General features: G+C 68.9%; 11 protein-coding genes and 3 pseudogenes. 9 read left to right on the top strand and 5 right to left on the bottom strand.

The features are described from left to right. The first annotated feature begins 105 nt into the window (after positions 1-105). Both speB and ACIRR8_RS02860 read left to right on the top strand, forming a co-directional pair. Positions 106-1089, top strand: a complete 984-nt coding sequence (speB, locus tag ACIRR8_RS02865; RefSeq protein ID WP_404058201.1) for an agmatinase — start codon at positions 106-108, stop codon at positions 1087-1089. After that, a complete protein-coding gene (locus ACIRR8_RS02860) occupies positions 1086-2768 on the top strand; it encodes a thiamine pyrophosphate-binding protein (protein ID WP_404058199.1) in 1683 nt (560 codons plus the stop codon). The genes speB and ACIRR8_RS02860 overlap by 4 nt, the downstream gene beginning before the upstream one ends. Before the next feature lie 33 nt (positions 2769-2801). Here ACIRR8_RS02860 and ACIRR8_RS02855 read toward each other — a convergent pair whose 3' ends face one another. After that, a complete protein-coding gene (locus tag ACIRR8_RS02855; RefSeq protein ID WP_404058711.1) occupies positions 2802-3182 on the bottom strand; it encodes a helix-turn-helix domain-containing protein in 381 nt (126 codons plus the stop codon). 109 nt (positions 3183-3291) lie between these two features. On the opposite strand from ACIRR8_RS02855, the gene ACIRR8_RS02850 reads away from it, so the two are divergent. The 3 genes from ACIRR8_RS02850 to ACIRR8_RS02840 all read left to right on the top strand — a co-directional run bounded on the left by ACIRR8_RS02850 (position 3292) and on the right by ACIRR8_RS02840 (position 9258). Next, complete coding sequence (locus tag ACIRR8_RS02850; RefSeq protein ID WP_404058197.1) at positions 3292-7044, top strand: ABC transporter ATP-binding protein; 3753 nt, start codon at positions 3292-3294, stop codon at positions 7042-7044. A 244-nt stretch (positions 7045-7288) separates the two neighbouring features. Continuing rightward, positions 7289-7657 (top strand): hypothetical protein, encoded by a 369-nt coding sequence (locus tag ACIRR8_RS02845; protein ID WP_404058709.1) that lies wholly within the window; start codon positions 7289-7291, stop codon positions 7655-7657. Between the two features lie 113 nt (positions 7658-7770). Then, entirely contained in the window at positions 7771-9258 is a 1488-nt protein-coding gene (locus ACIRR8_RS02840) for an aminopeptidase (protein ID WP_404058195.1), read from the top strand. A 60-nt stretch (positions 9259-9318) separates the two neighbouring features. Here ACIRR8_RS02840 and ACIRR8_RS02835 read toward each other — a convergent pair whose 3' ends face one another. Next, positions 9319-11151 (bottom strand): glycoside hydrolase family 3 protein, encoded by a 1833-nt coding sequence (locus tag ACIRR8_RS02835; RefSeq protein WP_404058193.1) that lies wholly within the window; start codon positions 11149-11151, stop codon positions 9319-9321. A gap of 379 nt (positions 11152-11530) precedes the next feature. Between ACIRR8_RS02835 and ACIRR8_RS02830 the strand changes: the two are divergent. From ACIRR8_RS02830 to ACIRR8_RS02815, 4 genes and pseudogenes are all read left to right on the top strand, one after another. Continuing rightward, a pseudogene (locus ACIRR8_RS02830) lies at positions 11531-12300 on the top strand (transposase). A gap of 52 nt (positions 12301-12352) precedes the next feature. Then, complete coding sequence (locus tag ACIRR8_RS02825; protein WP_404058191.1) at positions 12353-12685, top strand: replication initiator; 333 nt, start codon at positions 12353-12355, stop codon at positions 12683-12685. Next, positions 12678-12851 (top strand): annotated as a pseudogene (locus ACIRR8_RS02820) (helix-turn-helix domain-containing protein); the annotation flags it as partial. The gene ACIRR8_RS02825 and the pseudogene ACIRR8_RS02820, both read left to right, overlap by 8 nt. 9 nt (positions 12852-12860) lie before the next feature. Further along, positions 12861-14049, top strand: a pseudogene (locus ACIRR8_RS02815) (tyrosine-type recombinase/integrase). 229 nt (positions 14050-14278) lie between these two features. Here the strand turns inward: ACIRR8_RS02815 and ACIRR8_RS02810 are convergent. From ACIRR8_RS02810 to ACIRR8_RS02800, 3 genes are all read right to left on the bottom strand, one after another. Continuing rightward, positions 14279-14668 carry a hypothetical protein gene (locus ACIRR8_RS02810; RefSeq protein ID WP_404058189.1) on the bottom strand — a complete coding sequence of 130 codons (390 nt, stop codon included), beginning with the start codon at positions 14666-14668 and terminating at the stop codon, positions 14279-14281. Between the two features lie 6 nt (positions 14669-14674). Beyond that, positions 14675-21154: a polymorphic toxin-type HINT domain-containing protein gene (locus ACIRR8_RS02805; protein WP_404058707.1), complete on the bottom strand. Its 6480-nt coding sequence runs from the start codon at positions 21152-21154 to the stop codon at positions 14675-14677. 486 nt (positions 21155-21640) lie between these two features. Then, entirely contained in the window at positions 21641-25729 is a 4089-nt protein-coding gene (locus ACIRR8_RS02800) for a LamG-like jellyroll fold domain-containing protein (protein ID WP_404058705.1), read from the bottom strand. Between the last annotated feature and the right edge of the window lie 313 nt (positions 25730-26042).

Genomic DNA, 26042 nt, shown 5'->3' with positions numbered 1-26042 from the left:
GGGCGACCTCAAAGACCTCCTCGATCGCCGGACGGGCTGGGGCAGGCCCTCACGACCCCGCACACTTGACACCGTACGAAACCGAAGGAAAGGCACCCCACCCCCATGAGCAGCAACGAATCGCCGCGCGGCCCCGTCGACTCCTCCCGCGTCCCGCGGTACGCCGGGCCCGCGACGTTCGCCCGGCTGCCCCGGCTCGACGAGGTCGGGCGGGCCGATGTCGCCGTCGTCGGCGTGCCCTTCGACAGCGGGGTCTCCTACCGGCCCGGCGCCCGCTTCGGCGGCAACGCCATCCGTGAGGCGTCCCGGCTGCTGCGCCCGTACAACCCGGCCCAGGACGCCTCCCCGTTCGCCCTCGCGCAGGTCGCGGACGCCGGAGACATCGCGGCGAACCCGTTCAACATCAACGAGGCCGTGGAGACCGTCGAGGCCGCCGCCGACGACCTGCTGGACACCGGCGCCCGCCTCATGACCCTCGGCGGCGACCACACCATCGCCCTGCCCCTCCTGCGCTCCGTCGCCAAGAAGCACGGGCCCGTCGCGCTGCTCCACTTCGACGCGCACCTGGACACCTGGGACACCTACTTCGGCGCCGAGTACACCCACGGCACGCCCTTCCGCCGGGCCGTCGAGGAGGGCATCCTCGACACCTCCGCCCTCTCCCACGTCGGCACCCGCGGCCCGCTCTACGGCAAGCAGGACCTGACCGACGACGAGAAGATGGGCTTCGGCATCGTCACCTCCGCCGACGTCATGCGGCGCGGCGTCGACGAGATCGCCGACCAGCTCCGCCGGCGCATCGGGAACCGTCCGCTCTACATCTCCATCGACATCGACGTCCTGGACCCGGCGCACGCCCCCGGCACCGGCACCCCGGAGGCCGGCGGCCTCACCTCGCGCGAGCTGCTGGAGATCCTGCGCGGGCTCTCCTCCTGCCACCTGGTCTCCGCCGACCTGGTCGAGGTGGCGCCCGCGTACGACCACGCGGAGATCACCTCCGTGGCCGCCTCCCACACCGCGTACGAGCTGACGACGATCATGTCCCGCCAGATCGCGGCCGAGAAGGCGAAGGGGGCCGTGTCCAAGTGAGCCACGACCACGACGACCGGCCGCAGCTCACCGCCGCCCAGGCCGCCGCCGTCCTGACCCCGCCGCCCGGCCGCAACGGCGGTGACCTCGTCGTCGAGTCGCTCCAGGGGCTCGGCGCGACCACCGTCTTCGGGCTGCCCGGTCAGCACGCGCTCGGCATGTTCGACGCGCTGCGCCGCTCCTCGCTGCGGTACGTCGGACTCCGCGTCGAGAACAACGCCGGGTTCGCCGCCGACGCGTACGGCCGGATCACCGGTGAGGTCGCGCCGCTCCTCCTCTCCACCGGGCCCGGTGCGCTCACCTCGCTCGCCGCGCTCCAGGAGGCGGCCGCCGCCTCCGCGCCCGTCCTCGCGATCTCCAGCCAGATCCCGACGGCAGGTCTCGGCGGCGGCCGCCACGGCTACCTCCACGAACTGCGCGACCAGCAGGCCTCCGTACGGGACATCGTGAAGTCGGTCCACACCGCGCGGGCCGCGTCCCAGATCCCGTCCGCGATCGCCGCCGCATGGGAGTCCGCGCTGACCGCCCCGCACGGGCCGGTCTGGGTGGAGATCCCGCAGGACGTGCTGCTCGCCGAGACCACGCTGCCGGTCGTCAGCGCCATGGACGCCACCCCGCGCGAGCTCTACCCGCGGCCCGAGCTGACGATCGCCGCCGCCCACCTGCTGTCGAACGCCGAGCGGCCGGTGATCATCGCGGGCGGCGGAGTCGTACGCTCCGACGCCTCCGGCAAGCTGCGCGCACTGGCCGAGAAGCTCGACGCGCCCGTCGTCACCACCTTCGGCGGCAAGGGCGCCTTCCCGTGGGAGCACCCGCTGTCGCTCCGCTCCTGGCTGGAGGACCGGCACACCACCGACTTCCTGGAGGACGCGGACGTCCTGCTCGTCGTCGGCTCCGGCCTCGGCGAGCTCTCCTCGAACTACCACACCTTCCGGCCGCGCGGCCGGGTCATCCAGATCGAGGCGGACGCCGGGAAGCTGGAGTCCAACCACCCCGCGCTCGGCATCCACTCCGACGCCCGCGAGGCGCTGGCCGACCTGCTGGAGACGGTCGAGCGGCGCGAGGACACGGGTGCCGTCGAACGCGTACGTACGGTGCTGGAGAAGGTACGGGTCCGGATCGACGCCCAGGAGCTGACCCTGGAGCAGCAGGTCCTGGCCGCCGTCCGCGAGGCGCTGCCGGACGCGTCGCCGAGCTTCTGGGACATGACGATCCTGGCGTACTGGGCGTGGTCCGCGTTCGACGCGCGGCGGCCGAACACCATGCACTCGGCCCAGGGCGCGGGCGGCCTCGGCTACGGCTTCCCGGCGGCCATCGGTGCCGCCGCGGCCGACCCGACGACCCCGGTGCTCGCGGTCTCCGGCGACGGCGGGGCCATGTACTCCATCGCGGAGCTGGCCACCGCGCGCCAGTACGACCTGCCACTGACGTGGCTGATCGTCGACGACGGCGGCTACGGCATCCTGCGCGAGTACATGACGGGCGCCTTCGGCGAGACCACCGGCACCGAGCTGTCCCGCCCGGACTTCGTCGCCCTCGCCGAGTCCTTCGGCGTGCCCGCCGTCCGTACGACACCGGAGACGCTCGCGGTGGACCTGGCCAAGGCGCTGGCCGAGCCCGGACCGTCCGTGGTCGTGCTCCCGGCCCTGCTGCGGATGTTCGAACCGACGCACCTGTAGACGCCGACGCATCTGTAGGACGATCCGGGTCCTTCAGCCGGTGGCCGCCGCCCTCCCCGCGCTCGCGTCCGTCTCCGCTTCGGTGGCGGAGGTGGACGCGTGTTCCGTGGAGGACGGCTCCGTGCCGGCCTTCTCCGGTGCGGTTCCGTCCAGGTCGGTGAATGTCACGCGGATGCTGCTCCCGAACAGCTCCATCCGGAACACCGCCTCCATGGCACGGGCCAGCCGTGCCAGCAGCGGCACGGTCGGGACCGTGCCGCCGAGCTCCAGCTTCGAGACCTGCGGCTGTGTCATACCGGCGCGCCGGGCCAGCTCGGTCTGCGAGAGGCCGAGGGCGACCCGCCGGTCGTACACGGCCTGTCCGAGGTCGAACGCGAGAGAGATCTCCTCGCGGCGGTTGTCGTGGTCCCGCAGCGCCCCCCAAAAGCGCCCTCCTTTGTTGCGGAGGGATGAAATCCGCCCCCCGCCGTGTTGGTGCCTTCCGGAAGATCAGGTCCGACAGTTCTGAAGCAGGAGGCAACGCGTGACGGGCGCAGAGCAACAGGGGTGGGGCCGACGGCTGACCGGGTACGCATGGCGGTACCGGCGCAACGTCGTGCTCGCGCTCGGCTCCTCGCTCGCCGGGATGGCCGTCATGGCCCTCGTCCCACTGATCACCAAGGTGATCATCGACGACGTCGTCACCGACCACACCCGCTCGCTCGCCCTCTGGACCGGCCTCCTCATCGGCGCCGCCGTCCTCGTCTACATCGCGACCTACATCCGCCGCTACTACGGCGGCCGGCTAGCCCTGGACGTCCAGCACGACCTGCGTACGGACATGTACACGACGATCACGAAGCTGGACGGGAAACGGCAGGACGAGCTCTCCACCGGGCAGGTCGTCGGCCGGGCCACCAGCGACCTCCAGCTCATCCAGGGGCTGCTGTTCATGCTCCCGATGACCATCGGGAACGTCCTGCTCTTCCTGCTCTCCCTGGTGATCATGGCGTGGCTCTCCCTGCCGCTCACCCTCGTCGCCCTCGCCGTCGCCCCCGCCCTCTGGGCCATCGCCCGCCGCTCCCGTAAACGCCTCTTCCCCGCCACCTGGTACGCCCAGGGCCAGGCCGCCGCCGTCGCCGGAGTCGTCGACGGGGCCGTCTCCGGAGTCCGGGTCGTCAAGGGGTTCGGGCAGGAGGACCAGGAGACCGGCAAGCTCCGCGAGGTCGGGCGGCGGCTCTTCGCCGGGCGGCTGCGCACCATCCGGCTGAACTCCCGATACACCCCGGCCCTCCAGGCCGTGCCCGCGCTCGGCCAGGTCGCCATGCTCGCCCTCGGCGGCTGGCTGGCCACCCGCGGCGAGATCACGCTCGGCACCTTCGTCGCCTTCTCCACCTACCTCGCCCAGCTCGTCGGCCCGGTCCGGATGCTCGCCATGGTCCTCACCGTCGGCCAGCAGGCCCGCGCCGGCGTCGAACGCGTACTGGAGCTCATCGACACCGAGCCCTCCATGACGGACGGGACGAAGGAGCTGCCCGCCGACGCCCCGGCCGGGATCGAGTTCGACGATGTGCGCTTCGGATACGACGAGGAGCGGCCCGTCCTCGACGGGTTCTCGCTCACCGTCGAACCCGGCGAGACCCTCGCGATCGTCGGCGCCTCCGGCAGCGGCAAGTCCACCGTCTCGCTCCTGCTGCCCCGCTTCTACGACGTCTCGCACGGCGCGGTCCTCATCGGCGGCCACGACGTCCGCGAGCTGACCCAGGCGTCCCTGCGCGCCGCCATCGGGCTCGTCCCCGAGGACAGCTTCCTCTTCTCCGACACCGTCCGCGCCAACATCGCCTACGGCTTCCCCGACGCCACCCAGGAGCAGATCGAACAGGCCGCCCGCGCCGCCCAGGCCCACGGCTTCATCTCCGAGCTGCCCGACGGCTACGACACCACCGTCGGCGAGCACGGCCTGACCCTCTCCGGCGGCCAGCGCCAGCGCGTCGCCCTCGCCCGCGCCATCCTCACCGACCCCCGCCTCCTCCTCCTGGACGACGCGACCTCCGCCGTCGACGCCCGCGTCGAGCACGAGATCCACGAGGCGCTGAAACAGGTCATGGAGGGCCGCACCACCCTCCTCATCGCCCACCGCCGCTCCACCCTCCAGCTCGCCGACCGCATCGCCGTCCTGGACGGCGGCAAGCTCGCCGCGCTCGGCACCCACGACGAGCTGGAGCGCACCTCTCCGCTCTACCGCCGCCTCCTCACCGACCCCGACGAACTCGGCGGTACGTCACCGGGCCACCGGCCGGTGCACACCGAAGCGGATCCCGACGACGACCGCGCCCTGCAGCAGGAGCTGGACGCCGAGTTCGACGCGGAGCGCGGCATCACGCCCGAGCTGTGGATCCGCAAGGAGGACGACCGGGACGCCACGGTCGACGGCATGCCCGCGAGCCCCGAGCTGCTCGCCCAGGTCGAGGCCCTGCCGCCCGCCACGGACACCCCCCAGGTCGACGAGGCGAACGCCGTACGTCCCGAGGAGTCGTACGGGCTGCGCCGGCTGCTGCGCGGTTTCGGCGGAGCCCTGCTCCTCGCCCTCTCGCTCGTCGCCGTCGACGCCGGGATGGGCCTGCTGCTGCCGGTCCTCATCCGGTACGGCATCGACGAGGGCGTCAGCCAGGTGTCGATGGGCGCGGTGTGGGCGGCCTCCGCGGTCGGCCTGGCCGTCGTGCTCGTCCAGTGGGCGGCCCAGACCGGCGAGATCCGGATGACCGGCCGGACCGGCGAGCGGATCCTCTACTCGCTCCGCCTCAAGATCTTCGCCCAGCTCCAGCGCCTCGGCCTCGACTACTACGAGCGCGAGCTGACCGGCCGCATCATGACCCGGATGACCACGGACGTGGACGCGCTCTCCACCTTCCTCCAGACCGGCCTGGTCACCGCGTTCGTCTCCGTCGTCACCTTCTTCGGCATCATGGTCGCGCTGCTCGTCCTGGACATCCAGCTCGCCCTGGTCGTCTTCGCGACGCTGCCCGTGCTGATCATCGGGACCTTCTTCTTCCGCCGCAGCAGCGTCAAGGCGTACGAACTGGCCCGTGAGCGCATCAGCGGCGTCAACGCCGACCTCCAGGAGTCCGTCTCGGGCCTCCGCATCGTCCAGGCCTTCGGCCGCGAGCACGACGGCGCCGCCCGCTACGCCGAGCGCAGCGACAGCTACCGCCAGGCCCGGGTACGCGGCCAGTGGCTGATCTCCGTCTACTTCCCGTTCGTCCAGCTCCTCGCCTCGGTCGCCGCCGCGGCCGTGATCATCGTCGGCGCGGGCCGGGTCGACAACGGCACGCTGACCGTCGGCGCGCTGGTCGCCTACCTCCTCTACATCGAGCTGTTCTTCGCCCCCGTCCAGCAGCTCTCCCAGGTCTTCGACGGCTACCAGCAGGCCACCGTCTCCCTCGGCCGCATCCAGGAGCTGCTGCGCGAGCCCACCTCCACCGCCGAGCCGGACGAACCGCTGGACGTGCTCTCCCTGCGCGGCGAGATCGCGTTCGAGGACGTCTCCTTCGCGTACGACAAGAAGGACGAGGCGGAGGAGGCGCTCACCGGCGTCGACCTGCGCATCCCGGCCGGCCAGACCGTCGCGTTCGTCGGCGAGACCGGCGCGGGCAAGTCGACCCTGGTCAAGCTGGTCGCCCGGTTCTACGACCCCACCAGCGGCCGCGTCACCGCCGACGGCACCGATCTGCGCCGGCTCGACATGACCGCCTACCGCCACCGCCTCGGCGTCGTCCCGCAGGAGGCGTACCTCTTCGCCGGTACGGTCCGCGACGCCATCGCCTACGGGCTGCCCGACGCCACCGACGCCCGGGTGGAGGCCGCCGCCCGCGCGGTCGGCGCGCACGACATGATCGCCACGCTGGAGGACGGCTATCTCCACGAGGTCGCCGAGCGCGGCCGTAACCTCTCCGCCGGTCAGCGCCAGCTCATCGCGCTCGCCCGCGCCGAGCTCGTCGACCCGGACATCCTGCTCCTGGACGAGGCCACCGCAGCCCTGGACCTCGCCTCCGAGGCGCTGGTCAACCAGGCCACCGACCGGCTCACCGGCCGCCGCACCACGCTGGTGGTGGCGCACCGCCTCACCACCGCCGCCCGCGCCGACCGGGTCGTGGTGATGGACCAGGGGCGCGTCGCCGAGGACGGTACGCACGAGGAGCTGCTGGCACTGGACGGGCGGTACGCGCGGCTGTGGCGCACGTTCATAGGGGAGGACATCGGCGAGGGCATAGGGGAGGACGAGCCGGCGGGCGTCTGAGGCGGGGGACGAGCCGGCGGGCGCCCCCTGAGACGGGGAGGACGAGCCGGCGGGCGTCCCGAGACGGGGGGAGACGAGCCGCCGGGCGCTTGAGGCACCCCCGCACCCGCCCGTGCAACCTCCCGGCCGTCTGCTGCGTCGTAGCCAGGGACGCACAGGTGCGTACGGATGTCAGGTGGGGGCGAACGTGTTCGACAGGGCGGCGGGATCCAGGGCACCGCAGGGGCGGGCCCGACCCGAGGGGATGGTGGTGCGGCTCCTCGTCGTGCCGCTGCTGGCCGGTCTCGTCCTCCTCATCGGCGCCCCGCCCACGGCGGCCGAGGCCGCACCCGGCTGCTCCGGCCGCCCCGCGAAGACCATCGCGTTCGCCACCGGCGAGCTGCGCGTCTACAAGAGCCGCACCCACGCGTGTGCGGTCACCGTCGCCAAGAATCCGGGCAAGCGGCGGGCGATGAGCGTCACGCTCCAGCCGCGCGGCGGACGTGTGGTCAAGGACAGCGGCTCGTTCACGCAGATGGCCGGTCCGGTGACGGTGAACGCCCTCAACCGCTGCGTCCGGGCCACCGGATCGGTCGCCGGGAAGTCGGCCGCCACCGGCTGGATCCTGTGCTGAGCGCACCGTAGGGAGAACGTGTGAGGAAGCAGGACACACCCAACCGGGTCTGGCGCCCGGCACGTTGACCTCGCTAGGTTCACGGCGACTGTTGTGAATCAAGGGGAGGGTGCATGCGCAAGGCGCTCACTGGGGTTCTGTCGCTCGCGGTGCTCATCGGCACGGTCAGCGCGGCGGGAGCCTCGGCCGGTGCGGCCACCGCCGCGGAACCGGACACGCAGAGCATGGGCACCGCCGCCGTACGCGGTGGTGAAGCGAGCGACGAGGACATCAAGGACCGCATCCTGGCGATCCCGGGGATGAGCCTGATCGAGGAGAAGCCGTACTTCGGCTACCGCTACTTCGTCCTCAACTACACCCAGCCGGTCGACCACCGGCGCCCGTCCAAGGGAACGTTCCAGCAGCGGATCACCGTGCTGCACAAGGACACCGCCCGCCCGACGGTGTTCTCCACCAGCGGCTACCACGTCTCCACCAACCCCGGCCGCAGCGAGCCGACGCAGATCATCGACGGCAACCAGGTCTCCCTGGAGTACCGCTTCTTCACGCCGTCCCGCCCGGCGCCCGCCGACTGGACCAAGCTCGACATCTGGCAGGGGGCCACCGACCAGCACCGGGTCTTCACGGCGCTGAAGAAGATCTACCCGAAGAAGTGGCTGGCCACCGGCGGCTCCAAGGGCGGGATGACCGCCACGTACTTCGAGCGGTTCTACCCGAAGGACATGGACGCCGTCGTCGCGTACGTCACGCCCAACGACGTCGTCGACCGCGAGGACTCCGCCTACGACCGGTTCTTCCGGAACGTCGGCACCAAGGAGTGCCGCGACAAGCTGCAGGCCGTACAGCGCGAGGGGCTGATCCGCCGGGCCCCGCTCCTGAAGAAGTTCAAGGAGCACGCCGCCGCCAACGACCTCACCTACACCACTCTCGGCTCCTTCGACCGCGCCTACGAGGCCGCCGTCATGGACTACATCTGGGCGTTCTGGCAGTACAGCACGCTCGCCGACTGCGCCGAGATCCTGCCCGACGCCAAGAACGCCGACGACGAGTCGATCTGGGACGCCATCGACGCGATCTCCGGGTTCGGCTTCTACTCGGACCAGGAGCTGGAGACGTCCACCCCGTACTACTACCAGGCGGGCACCCAGCTCGGCTCGCCCGACATCAAGCAGCCCTGGCTCGGCAACCTGAGCCGCTACGGCTACCAGCCTCCGCGCAACTTCGTGCCGCGCTCCATCCCCATGAAGTTCGACCGGGGCGCGATGCGGGACGTGGACAGCTGGGTCCGGAACAACGCACACCAGATGCTGTACGTGTACGGCGAGAACGACCCCTGGCGTGCGGAGCCCTTCCACCTCGGGCGCGGTGCCAAGGACAGTTACGTCTACACCGTGCCGGGCGCCAACCACGGCGCTCGGATCTCCGGCCTGCCGGACGACCGGAAGGCGAAGGCCACCGCCGCGATCCAGCGCTGGGCGGGCGTCGCCCCGGCGGCCGTCCAGGCGGACCCGGCGAAGGCGAAGCCGCTGGCGAAGTTCGACACCAGGCTGGACCAGCTGAACGGTGAGATCGAGCGCGAGGAGGGCGTACTCCGCCCCTAGCGGCTCGTGCCCGCCGGCTCCTCTCCGTACCGTACGCAGAGGAGCCGGCGGACGCGCGCTCTAGTACGACAGCCCGTGGCCCACCGGGTACAGCACCCGCGCCGGGTCGTCGGCCCGCTGGACCGGCACCGGGAGCCGGCCCTCCGGACGGGCGCGGCCCGCCATCACCTGTGCGGCGGCCCGGAGTTCGACGTCCGTCCAGGAGTAGGACGCCAGGATCGCGGCCACCCCGCGGCCGGTGAGGTGCGCGGCGTCGTACGGGTTGCGGATCGCGACGGCGACGACCGGCACGCCGGTCGCCACCAAGGCCTGGACAAGGGCGAGTTGGGCGCTGTTCGCCGTCACGTTGTACGTGGCCACGACCACCGCGTCCCTGCCCTGCGCGGCGGCGACGGCTTCGGCGGTCTTCGCCTGGCTCGGAGCCGTACCGGTGGACAACGCCGTGGCGGAGAAGCCCAGTTCGACGAAGGCGCCCGCCAGAGTGGTGGTCGGCGGGCCCGTCGTACCGGACGGTGATGCCGGATCGGCGCCGACCACGAGCAGCCGGCGGTGGGTGCGGCGGGAGAGCGGGAGCAGGGCGCCGGGATCGGCGAGCAGGGTCGTGGTGCGCTCGGCGATCCGGTCGGCGTCGGCGCGGTGCTTGCGGATGCCGACGGTACGGTCGACGCCCGCACGGCTGACGAACGGGTCGCGGAACAGCCCCAGTTTCGTCTTCAGCCGCAGGATCCGCAGGACGGACTCCTCGATCCTCGCCGTACTGATCTCGCCGCCACGGACCGCTTCCAGTACGGCGTTCCACGCGACCGACAGGTTCGGCGGGTTGAGCAGCTGGTCCACGCCGGCCAGCAGCGCGAGGACCGGCACGCGGTCGTCGCCGTACTTCGTGCGCACGCCCTCCATGCCCAGCGAGTCCGTGACCACCACCCCGTCGTAGCCCAGCTCCTCACGGAGGATGCCGGTGAGGATCGGCCGGGAGAGCGTGGCCGGGTCCTCGGACGGGTCGAGCGCCGGGACCACGATGTGCGCGGTCATGACCGAGTCGATACGGGCCCGGATCGCGGCCCGGAACGGCGGCGCGTCCAGCTCCTCCCACTCCCGCCGGGTGTGCTCGATGACGGGCAGCCCGGTGTGGCTGTCGGTGTTGGTGTCGCCGTGCCCGGGGAAGTGCTTGGCGGTGGCCGCCACCCCGGCCCCCTGGTACCCCTTCACCTGCGCCGCCACCAGCTCGGCCACCGCCTGCGGGTCGGAGCCGAAGGAGCGGACGCCGATGACCGGGTTGGCCGGATTGACGTTGACGTCGGCGTCGGGCGCGTAGTTCTGGTTGATCCCGAGCGCGGCCAGCTCGGCCCCCGCGATCCACGCCGCCCGCCGCGTGTCGGACCGCGACCCGCCCGCACCGAGCGCCATCGCGCCCGGCAGCAGCGTGGCGGGCTCACCGACGCGGCAGACGATGCCGTGCTCCTGGTCGGTGGAGATGAGCAGCGGCACGCGCGAGCGCTCACCGAGTGCGGCCTGCTGGATGCCGTTGGAGAGGTCGGCGATCTGGTGCGGGTCGCGGGTGTTGTGCGCCCAGGAGAAGTAGATGATCCCGCCGACGTGGTACGTGGAGACCAGCTCGGCGGCGGTACGCACCCCGATCTCACGGAGGTTGGCGTCGATGTCGGCCTGGTCGGGTTCGGTGGCGGAGTGCCCGTACACCCGCATCACGAAGAGCTGGCCGACCTTCTCCTCCAGGCTCATCCCGGCGATGATCCGCCGCAGCCTGCGGTCGGTGGAGGCGTCTGTGACATGCGCGGAAGCGGGACCTGCGGCGGAGAGGACACCGGTGGCCGCGGCCGCCGTGGCGGCGGCGGTGGCGGTGAGGAGGGTGCGTCGTGAGGTGCGGTGGGGCACGTGAGCTCCTTCCTTGGCTGAAAGAAACTTCCAAGATGATACGGATATAGGGAAAGTAACTTTCGGTCAAGGGGGCGGGAGCGGCCCGGCAGCGACACGCGCGCGTTGGGGTGGTCCGGCCGTCGGAGGGGTGAGGCTGCCGTGAATGCCATGACTGTGTCGTGTCCGCCGAACCCCAGGAGGTGACTGAGTGCCGACGGGCGGTTACGAACGAAGCCGAAGCTCACCGTGTCAGCGCGCGAGACCGTGCAGTCGGCCGTGCGGGGCGTGTTCCCGTGTGGGTTGGGTCGGCACGGGCGGGGCGCCGTCGACCGGCCTGCCGCTCCGCGGTTGCGCTACAGGTTGTTGCAGAAAATCTGGGATAGGGCATTGTTCCTGTATGGGTGGGGTGTTGCGGGCTGAGCCGTTGTGGGTGGGAACGTTTACCGGTCTGCGGATGGGCCGGTTCGAGAAGTTGGTGAAGGCGGTACGGGAGCGGGAAGGATGGTCCCGGTGGCGGTCGGCCATGGTTCCTGCCGCTGGCGGACCGGGTCCTCCTGTTGGCCGACTTCTACCGGACCAACCTCACGATGCGCCAGCTTGCCCCCGCTTTTCGGCTGTTCCCCGGCCACCGTCTGCCGGGTCATCCGTCGCCTGGAGCCGCATCTTGCGCTGGAGCCGGCACCGCGGCCCGTTGCGGACGTCGAACGGCTGGGGATGGTGGACGGAACCCTCGTCCCGGTCCGCGACCGTACGGTCGCCGCGTCCTCCCGCAACTATCGGTTCTCGGCGAACGTGCAGGTCATCATCGATGCGGACAGCCGCTTGGTGATCGCCTCGGCCCGCCCCGTCCCCGGGAACAAGGCCGACGCCCATGCCTGGCAGGAATCGGACCTGCCCGCCATCGCGGCCGGGACAGCGGTCATCGCGGACGGCGGCTATCTGGGAACCGGGCTGATCGTCCCGCACCGCAGAGGAGCCGGACGCCCGCTCCTGCGCGGCCAGGAGGAGGGCAACGCCGAATACCGACGCGTCCGCGCCCGCGTCGAGCACACCTGCGCCCGCATGAAGAACTGGAAAATCCTCCGCGACTGCCGCCAGAAAGGAGACGGCCTCCACCACGCCGTCCAAGCCGCCGCCACCCTGCACAACCTCGCCAGCACCGGCTGAACCAGCAGGTCAAACACCACCCCGGGCCTGCCCACACCCACCCTTTGAGTCCGTGCCCGAGCACGCCGCCCGCATGATTCGCACCGCCTGGGCCCTCGGTGCCCGCGACGACCTCAAGCACCTGAACCTGGGCAAGTGGGCCCAGATGCTCGGCTTCCGGGGCCACTTCTCCACCAAGTCCCGCAGCTACTCCACCACTCTCGGCGCGCTCCGGACCGCCCGAGCCGCCCGGCATCGCCGCCACACCCCTCTGGCCTCCCCGACCACTCTCGTCCTCGCCCACTGGGCCTACGACGGCACCGGCCTCACCTCCGACCTCGAATGCCTCGCCGCCCTCATCGGCGGCAGCCCGACACGCGAACAGGGAGTGACAGCCGGTGCGTGACGACGAACTGCTCACCGTTCCCAAAGCGATGGCCCGACTCAAGATCGGCCGCTCCGCCCTCTATGACCTCCCGCGCACCCGGCGCCTGGCCTCGCTGACCATCGGCCGCGCCCGCCGCATCCCCACCCACGCCCTGGACGACTACGTCCAGCGCCACTTGGAAGAAAGACACCCGATGACCGCCCCCAAGCGCAAGAAGGCTCGCGCCAACGGCGAAGGCACCATCGACCAGCGCAAGGACGGCCGCTGGGAAGCAGCCGGCTACGTCCTCGCCGCCAAACATCCGCAAACGCGTGCGCGTCTACGGCACCACCCGCATGAATGCGGCCGAAAAGCTCGCCGACAGCAACCGCGGACTTCCCGTCGCAACTGCTGACAGCACGCTCGGTGCCTACCTGACGTACTGGCTCAGCAGTGTCGCCGTTCACCGGCTCCGCGAGAACACCCACCCCCGATACGCCGTCTGCGTCCGCCTCCACCTCATCCCCGGACCCGGCACCAAGAAGGTCGCACGTCTCACCGCCAAGGACGTACCTACCTTCCTCGACGGGCTCCGTACCACCTGCCAGTGCTGCACCCAGGGCCTGGACACCGAACGAAATCGGTGCTGCACCATCGGCGAGTGCCGCCAGGAGCGGCTGTCCGCTTTGACCGTGACCTACGTGCACTCGGTGCTCAAGGCGGCACTGGAAAACGCCGTCCGCGAAGATGAGCTGCCCCGAAACGTCAAGACCACCACGCACCAGCCCAGGCGTTTCCGTCCGCTCACCGCGGCCGAGACCCGCCAATTCCTCGACGCGGCCTGCGCCGACCGGCTCCACGCGCTGCACGAACTCGCCCTGCGCACCGACCTCCGTAAGTGCGAACTCCTCGGCCTCCACTGGGAAGACCTCGACCTCACCACCGGAACGGCCAGCATCCGGCGCTCGCTCCAGCCCACTCGCACCGGCGGCCTCACGCATCTGCCCACCAAGACCCGGGCGCCCGAGCGTCGTATCGCGCTCCCAATCGAATGTATCCACTCCCTCAAGAAGTACCAAGAGCGGCAGGACAGGGAGCGCGAGACCGCAGGGCCGGACTGGAGAGACAACAGTGTCGTCTTCACCACGCCCTCAGGACGGCCGCTCGACCCGGCCAACCTCACCCGCCGCATCCGCTTCCACGACCTCCGCTACTCAACCGCCACCCTGCTCCTGGAACAGGGCGTGGACCTCGTCGTCATCAAGGAACTCCTCGGCCACGCCCACATCGGTGTCACCGCCGGCATCTACGTCCACGTACGCCTCCGCCTCCAACGCCAAGTCATCGACACCCTGGGCGATGCACTCGGCCTGACCGACGACCCCAACGGCGTCGTCCGCTGACGTTGTCGTCAACCAACCCAGAAGGGTCTGCCGGAAGTATCTCCGGCAGACCCTTCTTTGTTCATTGGGCTGCGATTACCGATCTCGTCTATGTGCGAATTAGTCCGATCCTGCACACCTCGACAGGACGCGAATTCTTTCTCCGAACGACAGCCTCTTGAGCAGTTACCAAGAGGCCGTCATTCCAATCGCCACTCCCGTAAATCGGACCGCGGATCAGCAGACTTCACTAATTCTTCGAGACCATTGAAATCCCGCCCATCGCAAGGGAGAACGTTCGGGCCAGCGCTTTCCGGACATCTGGATCTCGATCAAGCCGCTCCAACGATTCGAACCTCGCCGGATCAAGATCGATCGTGGCAACTCCCCCCGAACCGTCGTCCTCCGCGGCCGAGAAGAGGAGAAGGCATCGGTAGGCCCGCACAACTCCCCCTCTCTCTTCACGCATCAGCGACTGAAGGACGACGCTTCCTTCCTTGACCTGGCTGCGGAGTGCGTGAACCGAGGACCACCGAGTCGCCCAGCCTCGCTCTTCCGCCTCCAATTGGATCGCGAGTAGCGTATCGAAGCTGATTTGACACACGCGGAAGTCAGGATCGGTCGAATGGATCAGCGGCATCGGGCACTACTCCCCGTCGTAGACGTCAATGCGGATTTCAGTATCTGGGTCGATGCGCCCGTCCCTGATTCTCGCCAGGAGTTCGTCCTTGCGGTGGTGGCCTCCCAGGATCTTGCCATCACGCGAGACAAGAATTCCATCTCCTGCGCCAGGGTTGTTGATCCCGTCCAGAAGTTCCTTATTGCTCAGTTCCTCGTGATACCACTGCGACGCTGGATCTCGAGTCTTCTCTGAATCGGTGTAATTACCGATATCGCCAGCTTTCTCGTTACGCGCCGAGATTCCACAGGACCCGGAATTGTGTACGAGGACCGGCGTACTCCCTGCCAGCACATAGTACGTGTGCAGGTCCGCGATGGTGAGGTTGTGAACGTCGGCCTGCTGCTTCGTGTGCCTGACGCTCGTGATCTGGAAGGTCTTACCGCTGGCGGCCTTGAGCGCTTGCCCTGCGGTCAGGTTGCCGGCGGTGATCCAGGAGTTGAGGGCGGGTACCCAGAACGGATGGCCGTCGGTCGCGGTGATGCTCACTTCTTTGCCTGCGATGGCGAGGGTGATCGTCACCAGATTCTTCAGTCCGGCGCCGGTCATCTCCGCTGTGACCGTTTTGACCGAGGTCTCGCCGGTCTGGGGATCGGTGGCCAGAACCTTGTCGCCGATACGGACGTCCTCGATGGGCTTCGTCGTGCCGTCGGCCATGAGGACTTCGGTACCCGGAACGAAGCTGTTGCAGCTCTTTGCGGCCTTCAGGACTTTGATGCCCTTCAGGGCGCGCGCCCAGGGCAGGTCAAGAGCGGCAGTTCCGCATGCGGTAGCGCTCTGGCCCGAGAGGCAGCTCTTCCAGGCGTCGACGTCGGGGACGATGAGCGCAGAGATGATCTGATCGAAGAGGTTGGGTGTGTGGTCGATGATCCCCAGCGCCTCAGCAGCTCCGCAGAACGCCTTGGTTTGGCTGTCCCCGTTGCGGCACTTGCCTTCCGCCCAGGCTTCGATGCGCTCTTCCTCGGCGTACTGGGGGTACATGCCCTCCAATTCGCGGGCTGTGGGAATGACCATGTCCTCGATCTTGGTCTGCCCGTTCTTCTGGCTGACGTTGATCACCACTGCCGGGCCGCCTTGCGACCCCTTGCCCTTACCTGAACTTCCGCCGCTCCCTGATGATTTGGACTTCGCCTGAGGCTTGCTGCAGCCGTAAGTGCTGCAGCCCGTCCCGTTGCCCTTGTCAGGAGCCCAGGCGGAGTCGGGGTTGCCGTAGCTGCACCCGTCGCAGTAGAGGCCCGTGGGGTCGGAGAAGGTGAGGGGGTTGTTGTTGGCGTAGGCGTAGCCGTTGATCTGCTGGGGGTCGGTCAGGTCCATGATCGGGTCGACCGAGAGGAAGCGTCCGGTTGCCGAGTCGTAGGAGCGGGCACCGACTTGAGTCAGGCCGGTGGACTTTTCGATGGTGCCGCCGACGAAGCCCTTGGTACCGGGCCAGGTGGTCGGTTTCGAGCCGCGGGTTCCGCCGAAGGGCAGGCTTCGGCGCTGGCTGAGCTGCTGGGTGGCGGCGTCGATGGAGAGCAGTGCGGTGCCGTGGTGGTCGGCGGTGGTGAAGGAGACCTTGCCGTTGTCTTCCTGGACGGCCTGGTGGCCACCGCCGAGGTCGATGTACCGGGTGCCCTTGGGTGTGGTGGTGCCCTTGGCGACGGTGATCTCGGTGTTGTCGAGGTAGAGCGTGGACTCGGTCGGGGTACGGGCGATCAGACGGTTGCCGTCAGCGTCGTAGAGGTAGTCGGTGACCTTCGGTGAGCCGCCCTCCACGGGTTCGGTGACCTTGACGAGCTTGCCTTCGGCGTCCCACTTGAGCGTTTGGCTGGTGCCACCGCCCAAGGTGCGGGTTTCGGTGTTGCCGGTGGCGTCGTAGGTGTAGAAGTCGCCCTGGGTGACGCCTGGACCCTTGCGGGTGACGGAGGTCAAGCCGTGCGGACGAATCGTGTTGGCTCCGGGGGCGGGGTAGTCGTAGGTGCTGGTGATGTTCTTCGTTGTGTCACCGGCAGTGTTGTGCTCCGTCTCGGCGGTGCGGTTGCCGGTCTTGTCGTAGCCGTAGGAGGACCAGTACGGGGCGGGGCCGCCGATGACGGCGGCACTCGGCGCGTCCGCGCAGGTCTGGGTGGGCTGGGTCCACGCCTTCGTCAGGCGGCGCAGGTGGTCGTAGGTGAAGCACTGGTTGTCAGTACCGGCGCGTGAGGTGTCCGAGACGGAGAGGACGTTGCCGGCCTCGTCGTAGCGGAAGGAGGACGCCTGATCGACGCCCGCGACGTCCTGGCGGTCGACCCGGGTGGACGAAAGCCGCTGGGTACCGGCCTCGTACCCATTGGTCACCCAGGTCTTCTTGCTTCCCGCGTTGGAGAGTTCGTGCTGCAGAGGCTTGCCGGTCAGGCTGTAGGAGGTCGTGGCTTTGATGCCCTCCCGGCCGTCTACGGCGATCGGCCGCAGCGTCGCGTCCTCGTGGACGAATACGACGGACGAGGCGGCCAGGCTGCCCGCCTTGGGCAGGCCGACCCCGCTGACCACTCCGGAGGGCTTGTAGGTCACGCTCGACAGGTGAGTGCCGGAGAGTCCGGCGTTGGCGGTGGTGGCCGGGATCGTCACGGAGGTGCGCAGTGGCCGGTAGAGCTTGTCGTAGGCGACCACCTTGTTGACATAGGCCTCGCCATCGTCCGCGTACCGTGTGGATTCGGAGAGATGGCCCTTGGCACCGCTGATGGTGTCGTACGTCCACGTGGCTCGCAGGGAGCCGCTCGACGAGTCGGAGCGGATCTCGGTCCGGCGGCCGAGTCCGTCGTAGGTGTAGGCGAGCTTGGTCTTGCGGGCGTCCTCGGTGGAGGTGAGGCGCCCCCGGTCGTCGTAGGAGTACGTGAAAATGCCTTTGTCGGGGTCCGTGGTCTCCTTGAGCTGCCCGAGAAGGTCGTACTTGTAGGTCCACTGGTTGCCTGCGGGGTCGGTGGCCTTGGCCAAAACCCCTGTTGGGGTGAAGTCGTACTTCGTGGCGTCGAACGAGGCGTCGACCGTGCGCTGGTGGTGCTGGCGCAGTTCAGTGGTCTGGCCGCGAGCGTCGGTCAGGGTGGTGGTGGCGGTTCCGCCGACGGGCGGGATGACGGTGACACGGTCGCCGCCGTAGATGTTCCGGGTGATGCCGAGGACCTGGCCGCCGTCGCCGTTGCCGAAGATCTGCCGGTGTTCCGTCTGCCGGCCGAGTCCGTCGTGGGTGTAGCGGTTCTGAGTCTCCACGCCGAAGGCGTCCTGTGGCTTGACGAGGGTGGTGGAGGGCTTGCCGGTGGCGTAATAGGGCAGGAACTCCTTGGTCGACAGGCCGCGTTCGTCGTAGAAGACGTCGGTGAGCAGCTTTCCGCCCTCCGGGCCGGGGGCCTGCGTCTGGCGCGGGCGAAGGAAGCCGTCGTAGAAGACGTAGGAGGTGTCCTGGCCGCTGTTGTTGCCGAGCGTCTTGGTACCGACGGCGATCGCCTGGTTCTCCGCGACGGTGTAGCTGTACTCGTACGTGGGGGTCTCGCCGGTGAGGCGGTCGGCGAGCCAGACCTTGGTCTTCCGCCCGAGTGCGTCGTAGGCGAAGTTGGTGACCTTGTCGTTGGTGTCCGTGATGCTCAGTTGCATGCCGCGCAGCGGGTCCCGGACGGTGGTGGTCGTATGAGCGGTGGCGCTGTCCGTGCCCTTGACCGGCGGAGTGGTGACCTTGGCCGAGGCCGGGAAGCCGGAGCTCGGTGTGTAGGCCGTGGTGGTGACGAGGCCGTCGCTGCGCGGGGTCCGGGTCATCGTGTCGTTCTTGACGGTGACGGTGCCGCTCAGGTCCTTGGTGGTGAGCTTGCGGCCGTAGCTGTCGTAGGTGGCCGCTGCCTCGGTGTAGGTGGCCGTGGTGCCGTCGTGCGTCTTCAGCATCGCCGTTGCCGTGGCGGTGCCCTTGGTAGGCGTGGCTCCGTAGCCGAGGCCGTCATACGCGGTGCGGATGTCGGATATGACGTCGCCGGGACGTGCGGGGGTGGTGGTGCATGCTGTGGAGACCGCCTCCGCCCGGGAAGGGAGCGCGAGGATCGTGCCCGCCGTCGGGTAGGAGGTGCGGGTGCACTTGTCGTCGCTGGTGGTGGAGTCGTCGCCGCGGTCGTCGATCTGGGTGATGCGTCCAGCGACGGTGTCGAACGTGTTGGAGGTCGTGGTGGTCCGCCACCGGCTGCCGGCGCCGTCATCGAGCGAGGTCCAGGACCGGGTCTGTGCAGTGCCGGTGAAGTTGGCCGTCACTGTGCCCCAGGAGCGGACCTTGCTCGCGGTCTCGTGGTGCCAGGGGCGGCTCACGGTCTTGCCGAGGATGCGGCCCTGAGGGCCTGAGTACTGCACGGTCTTGTACTCGAAGCCCGCGGCCGACTCGTGGTCGGTGAGAGCGTCGCCCTCTCCGGTACCGAGCGCGACGGTGACGGATTTGGTGCCGCCGGACGGCGCCTTGCGGTCACCGTTCATTCCGCGCAGGAAGTAGCTGTCTGCCTGAGACCTCATCGCGGCGGCGCCGCCCTGTCCACCCGTCCTGACGCGGACGTGACCATAGCCGCGCCACTGCGACCAGGTCTTGGTCTTCTCCTTGGTCAGCCCGTCATCGTCGTCGTAGTGCCATGCGGCGTCACCCAGGTAGTCGTACATCGTGACCTGGTCGGGCGAGCCACCGGTGCGGTCGGTCAGCGTGACGGTCGAGGTGACGTACTTGTTGAACCAATGCAGCTCGCCGTCGTCGGTGCTGGTGGCTCCGATGGTCTGAGGGAAGCACCGGGTGGTGTTGGTCTGAGGGGTGGGCAGCGCTTCCGCGTTGCACGCGGCAGCCGAGTAGTTGGCGTTGATCTGGCCGCCGGCTTCGTCCGAGACAGAGCTGAGGCGTTCCTTCACGAAGGGGGCGTAGCCGTCGTCGGGCCTGTCGAGGCGGTTGACGAGCTGGGTGTATCCGAGGGTGGTCTTCGGCAGGGTGATGGCCGGGGTGGCGCTCCTGCCCGTGCGCTGTATGGACTCCAGCAGCAGTTGGTAATCGGTGTCGGCCATTCCCCAGCGGTGGCCGAGCGTCCACGAGTCGACGTCCGCGTAGGTGCCGTTCCGCAGGACTTGGGTGGCGACGGAAGCGAGCCGCTTGGTGGTGAAGAAGACGGGTGCGAGTCGGCCCCGATCACAGGTCGCACCGGTGTCGCAGTTCAGGTCCCACGGGGTGTCCTTCCAGTGGAAGGCGTCCGTCTCCACCTCGGGGCAGGTGGTACTGCCCGAGGGCAGGCATCGCTTGCCGTTGGTGAAGTCGACCTTCGCCAGGGCCTTGGCCGAGTACATGCTGTCGGAGCGCAGCCCGTACTCGATGCGGTCGAGGGAGCCGCCGCGGACGTAGCGGGTGTTGGCCTTCTCGTCCAGGTTGCGGCCGTAGGAGTTCGACTCTTTGTCGTAGTAGTAGGCGATCGCGTTGCCGTGCGGGTCGACGACATAGTCCAAGTTCCAGCTCCAGCCTTGCTGACACCAGGAGTTGGCGAACGTGGAGGCGTGGCAGGGCTCGTTCGCGTCGTCACCGAAGACCGGGGCGGTCCAGGTGGAGTCGGTGGTTTCCTTGCCGGTTGCCCAGCCGGGCAGACGGTTGTACCCGAAGAAGTACCGCACCCCGTCAGGTGTGGTGACCTGCCAGTACTCATCGTCACGGGCGCCGTTCGCCCGTACGTCCGTGCTTGTTCCTCGCTTGCGCTCGATCTTTGTGCCGTCGTCCTCACGCAACCGGAAGGTGTCGGTGCCGGTCGGTACGAGTTCGCCGCCCTTGCCGTTGAAGGAGATGAACGCGTTGTCGTAGGCCCAGCACAGGTCGGCAGGCTTGCCTCCGTCAGGGCGCTCGACCCCGTCATCGGCACACGACTTGTAGCGGCGCTCGATGGATCCGGGCCACAGGTCGAACCCGTCCCCGGCCCACGATGCCTGGTTGTTGCTGTTGCCGGTGCGCCCGTCGATGGACCCTGAGGAGTAGGACAGACCGACGCTGGGCGCCAGTCCACCGGGAACCTCCGGCACATTCATGGCGTACGACCAGGAGAAGTCACCGGTGTTGAGGCTCGTGCTCCACTGCGCAGAGGGTGAGAGCGGGGTCGCCTTGTAGTCGCCGCCCATACCGGCGTCGGCCGCGACCGCGGCCAGCACCGTGGCGCCGGAGGACGCGAGGGAGACACGCGGGGCGGTGAGGGTCTGCTTCTCGGTGTCGTTGACGGTGTCGACCGGCTTGGCGGAACGGCACTCGGTCTTTTCCGGCGTGGACAGTGCGCAAGCCGGCAGCTCGACCAGCTTCAGCCGGCCGGCATAGCCGCCACCGAACACTCCGGCGAAGGAGGAGTAGTCGAGACGGGCACGGACGGATGTCTTCGACGTGGTCGTTCCGGCGGCCTCCAGACTGAACACAGGCCCGTTCGATCCCGCCAGCCGGGCCGCCTGGCGGTCGAACATCCTGGTTCGTACGGACCCGGATGTCTGGGAGTTGCCCAGAGCAAGGGGCAGCTTCCCCGCGCGGACGACGGACGAGCCGCTCTTCGGTACGTCCACGGTCACCGTGCCCGCCGCCGGCCACACGGCTCTTGGGACCTTCACGGGAGAGCTTGGCTGCGTGGCATCGCGGGGGATGAAGGGGACCGGTGTGACCGGGACCGGCTTCTCCGAGGCGGGGAGGTCGGGGCGACCTGTATCAGAACTGACAGCCGAGGCGACTGGCTGAGTCGCTGCCTGGAGCAGAGTCCCCAGCATGACCACGGCCGAGGCCAGTGCTATCCGGCGGCGCAGGGAACGGACCCGGGTCCGTTGTCTACCGTTCATCCTCATCCTTCGTCGTGCACATCTGGCATAAATGGCGTGGGGAACAGCTGGCCGCACGAGATCCGTACCGCATAGGTGGGGTGGGGCGTGGGGGCCCGACGACGCGGTCGAACCCCCACACGGTCAGTCGTTGCCCGGGAGGGTGGTGTCTGTGCCGGGGACGCCCTGGGACAGGTGGGCGATGGCGGTCTCGCTCAGCGCCCCCTGGAAGACCCACAGGTCCGACACCGCACCCGGCCAGTACTCGCCCCACGTGCTCGCGCCGGTCTTGGTCCGGCCGATGTTGAGCCCCTGCGCGGCCTTGAACGTGATCACGTTTTCGGCGCGAGAGATCCTTTCCTCACAGGTCGGCTCGTCCGCCTCACCATCGCCGTCGGCGTCGGTGCACGTCGTCTCCTCCAGCGCCCCATTGACGTAGAGCCGCAGCTCCCGGGCGAATCCGTCGTAGACCAAGGCGATGTGATGCCACTCGTCCACACCGGAGAACGGTCCGTACGCCGCGTTGCTGCCGGATGCTGATGCGGTGTCGGCCTGACTGGTGCTGATGCGCCAGCGGCCCCCGTCGGTCTGGGGTGTGGCGCTCGGGACGTACCGCACTTCGAAGGCGTTCTTGTTGGTTCCGGGGGCGCTGATCAGAACGGCCGGTCTGGTCGGCACTGCCGCGGCCTGTGCGAAGGCGCTGACGGTGAAGCTTCCGGAGGTGTCGACGGGGGGCGTGGCGCTCACCGTTGCGGCGTAGTCGTTGACACCGTCCAGCTCCAGCCCGCCGTCGACCCAGCCTGATCCCACCTTGGCCCCGTTGTGCAGGCTCAGGTCGGCGCCGGTCGGGGAAGCGTCCGGCGTGGTGGGCGGAGTTGTCGCGCCGGCCGTCTCGAACTTCCACCTGCTCTTGACGATGGGGCGCTGGCGGAACATCTGCTGGACCTCCTCGCCGGAGACAGGCCGCGAGAACAGCCGCACGTCATCGATCGCGCCGGGGAAGAAGCTCCTGATCCTCTGTCCGGAGGCGCTCGCTCCGATCAGCATGGACTGGTCGGCGTAGAAGGCGTCGGCCAAGGTCACCGAACCTGCCTTCGCGCCGTTGACGTACAGCGTGAGGGTCTTCGCGACCGTGTCGTGCACGCCGACGAGGTGGGCCCATTCACCGGCGCGGGCCGTCGTTCCGTCCGGCTGCATGGCCCGTACGGGCGTGGCGTCGGCCGTGTCGGCGGAGTACTGGCTGAACGCCCACCGGTCATAGGTGGCCGAGTAGTACAGCTCGAATCCCGGAGCGAAGCTGCCGTTCTGGGACGTGATGACGGCCCCGGCCTTCGGCTTGGCCGTGTCCATCTTCGCCCAGGCGCTGACGGTGAAGCTGCGCGAGGTGTTCACATGCGGGCCGCTGGTCTGGCCGATCTTCGCGTACCCGGTGGTTCCGTTGAACTGAGCGGCCTTCCCGGCCACGCCGGGGACGCCGGTGGTGACGCCGCCGTTGTACTTCGCCGGCAGTACGTCGCCGTGTCCCCGGATCTCCGTGGAGCCCGCCTCCTCGTCGAGCGGGAAGACGGCGATGGCCGGACGGCCGGGGTCGCCGACAGCCTGCATGGCGTACAGCTTGTCGACCTCTCCCTGGGTGATCACCTTGTCGAAGATCTGCACCTCGTCGATGGCCCCGGGAAAGAACGCCTTCGTGACGCCGCTGTAGGAGCCGGCACCGATCTGAAGACCGCGACGTGCGTTCCACGCGTTCGGCAGCGCCGTCTCACCGACGAGCTGACGGTTGACATAGAGACGCAGCTTCTTGGCGCCGCTGTCGTACGAACCGGTCAGGTGCGTCCACGCGTTCGCGCTCACACCGCCCGGCTGTGCCGCCATTGCACGGATGACGTTCGCACCCGGTGTGTCCGTCTCGTACTGGTTGAACACCCACCGGTCCAGTGCTGCCGAGTAGTACAGCTCGAAGCTCGGGCTGTGGTTGCCCGGCTGGGCCGCGATGATCGCCGCGCTGGTGGGCATCTTCGACAGCTTCACCCATGCCGAGACCGTGAAGCCCTGCGTGGTGTCGACCACCGAGAGGTCTGAGGATGCGTAGCCGTCGGTGCCGTTGAGTTCGAGGGCGGTGCCCTTCGTCCCGGCCGCGCCGGTGGTCGCACCTCCGTGCAGTGCGAGGGTGCGGGGTGGTGTGGAGCCCTGTGCCTCGGTGGCTCCCGACTCCTCGTTGAGCTGCCAGGTGGCGCGTTCGGGCTGTCCGGCCTTGACCCGGAACTGGTACGTGCGGATCTCCGAACCGTTCCCGGCCGCGTCGAAAGCCTGAGCGGTGATGAAGTTCAGCCCGGGCTTGGAGGGCAGGAACGGGATGCTCTTGGGGGCGCCGGCGCTCGTGGTCAGCTGGCGGGCCGAGGACGGATCGCTGTTGATGCCGTACCAGTAGCGCGTCACATCACTCGACGCCGTGTCGAGGGTGAACGTGCCGTACTGGCCCACCCCGTCCAGCCACGGGTCGTTCGGATCCTCCGGCTGGGACTCCGGGTACTGATCGGAGACGATCGACGGCGCCGCCGGGACGGTCCTGTCGTACACGAAGTAGCACGCCGTGGGATCACCGGCCGAGGACCACGGGGAGTACTGGGCGCTGTCGTAGGAACGGACGTGCCAGGCCACGGTCCTGTTCTGCGGGATCGACGTGGGCAGGCTCAGAGTCCAGCTGGCGCGCCCCGACTTCTTGTATGAGGTCAGCGGCGGCTTCCACCGGACGATCGACCCCTTGCCGTCGCCCGCGTCCCACGTCGCCTGGATCTGGATCGCGATGTTGTCACCGTCGGGGTCGGTGACATCGTTGATGTTGATCGTGCCCAGCGTACGCACCCGCGGAGCGCTGTCGGGGCCCTTGCACACACCGCCGTACTGCATCGACAGCTGCGACATCTTCAGCTGCGGGGGCGGCCGGTTGTACTCCACGCGCAGGAACGCCTTGTCCGAGAACCGCTTCCAGCCCAGCCCGTCCGACTCGCTCGACGCCCGCAGGCCGAACGTCATCGTGGACCACTTGCCGTTCGCCGCCTCCTGCACCGCCGACTTCACGTCGAACTCGGCGTCCTTGGCTGAACAACCGTTGTAGCCGTAGGCGAACGACTTCGAGGCGAGCTGCTTGATCCAGAATCCGGAGGCGTTCTGCGAGTTCCACGTCGTCGAGGACGAGATGTCCTTCGTCCGCCACAGCTCCACACCGCGGGCCGTACAGGATGCCGACCAGGTGTTCGGCACTACGAACTCGGCGGACAGGATCGACTTTCCCGCGAACGCGGCGGTCGAGATGCGGTAGAACAACCGCTTGGTGTCGTTCGGCTGGCAGTAGTTCCAGTTGCAGAAACCCATACCCGCATCGGACTCGCCGTTGAACTTCCACTGCGGGGAGGACGCCCAGTACTTCGACGCCATCGTCCACGCCGTAGCATCCGGCGAATACCACTGCGGATCGATGAAGACGGGATATGTGGTGTCCGTGCCCCGCAGCACGTCCACGTCCGGGGTCAGCACCAGCTCCTTGCCACCCGCCGGGAGCGTCACACCGACCGGAGCGAGCTTCCCCGACTCCGTCGGCGCAGGCTCACCGGAACCGTCCGGGCCCGACGCTTCCAAGCCAGCACCCGCTCGGGCCACCGTGGCCTTGGCACCCGCGGCCGATGTGCCTTCGGTCGGCGTGCTGGAGTCCCACATCATGGGCCGTGGCGCCTCGAACACGGCCCCCTGGGCGCCCTTGTCGACCGCTTCCAGACCGCCGCCGGATATCTCGCGTACGTCCATGCCGTCCGCGGCCAGCTTCAGGCGCAGCTCCGACAGCTTCTCGTTCTCCGCTGCCTCAGCCGACTTGACCACCAGCAGCTGCGTGAACCCGTCCTCCTGCGCCTCCATCCGCAGGTCCACATCCGGAAGCACCTCCCGGTACGTGGCCCTGGGGCCTTCCAGCACGGGGGCGGGCAACTTCTCCGGCCACGACAGGGCCAGCTCACGACCGGCCTTCCGCATCCGTACGAGCGGTGTGGTGCCGCCCCCGGAGAACGCCAGGCCCACCGTGGTCACCTTCGGCGCGACACTGCCGTCGACCGAACGGGTCAGGCCGGTATCGATGGGCTGCCATGCGCCCTTCACCCGCGCCCGCACCGGACGCAGATACTCCCGCGCCTCCAAATTGCCCTCAGGCGTCGCGAAGACCTCGCTGCGCTCACCGCGCATCGAGGCGATCTCAACGGACCGCCCGGTTCGTTTCGCCTCGGTCAGTGCGGCGTCGGCGCCGGTGCGCGACTCCCCGGCCTCTCCCACCGAAGCGACCGGCGGGGCCGCCGGCGTGGCGGCTGCCTGGGGTGCGAGGGTGGCCAGTACGGCAAGCCCCACACCCCCCGCGACCAGTCCGGTTGCCCTACGGCCACGCAGCCGCCACCACACCATGCCCACCCCGCCCACCCGTGATGCCCCCCTCGTATGTGAGGAGCTGTGCGGGACTCTATGAAGATGCTGTGTGAATGACCAGGGACTTATGTGGATACCA

The organism is Streptomyces sp. NPDC101178 (assembly GCF_044767965.1).
GTDB lineage: Bacteria > Actinomycetota > Actinomycetes > Streptomycetales > Streptomycetaceae > Streptomyces.
This window is presented reverse-complemented; position numbering and strand designations above follow the sequence as displayed.

Bases quoted from the DNA above. Each gene is read 5' to 3' on its own strand.
- speB (WP_404058201.1), top strand. From the start codon at position 106: ATGAGCAGCAACGAATCGCCGCGCGGCCCCGTCGACTCCTCCCGCGTC.
- ACIRR8_RS02845 (WP_404058709.1), top strand. From the start codon at position 7,289: ATGGTGGTGCGGCTCCTCGTCGTGCCGCTGCTGGCCGGTCTCGTCCTC.
- ACIRR8_RS02840 (WP_404058195.1), top strand. From the start codon at position 7,771: ATGCGCAAGGCGCTCACTGGGGTTCTGTCGCTCGCGGTGCTCATCGGC.
- ACIRR8_RS02810 (WP_404058189.1), bottom strand. From the start codon at position 14,668: ATGCCGCTGATCCATTCGACCGATCCTGACTTCCGCGTGTGTCAAATC.
- ACIRR8_RS02805 (WP_404058707.1), bottom strand. From the start codon at position 21,154: ATGTTCGACCGCCAGGCGGCCCGGCTGGCGGGATCGAACGGGCCTGTG.
- ACIRR8_RS02800 (WP_404058705.1), bottom strand. From the start codon at position 25,729: ATGCGCGGTGAGCGCAGCGAGGTCTTCGCGACGCCTGAGGGCAATTTG.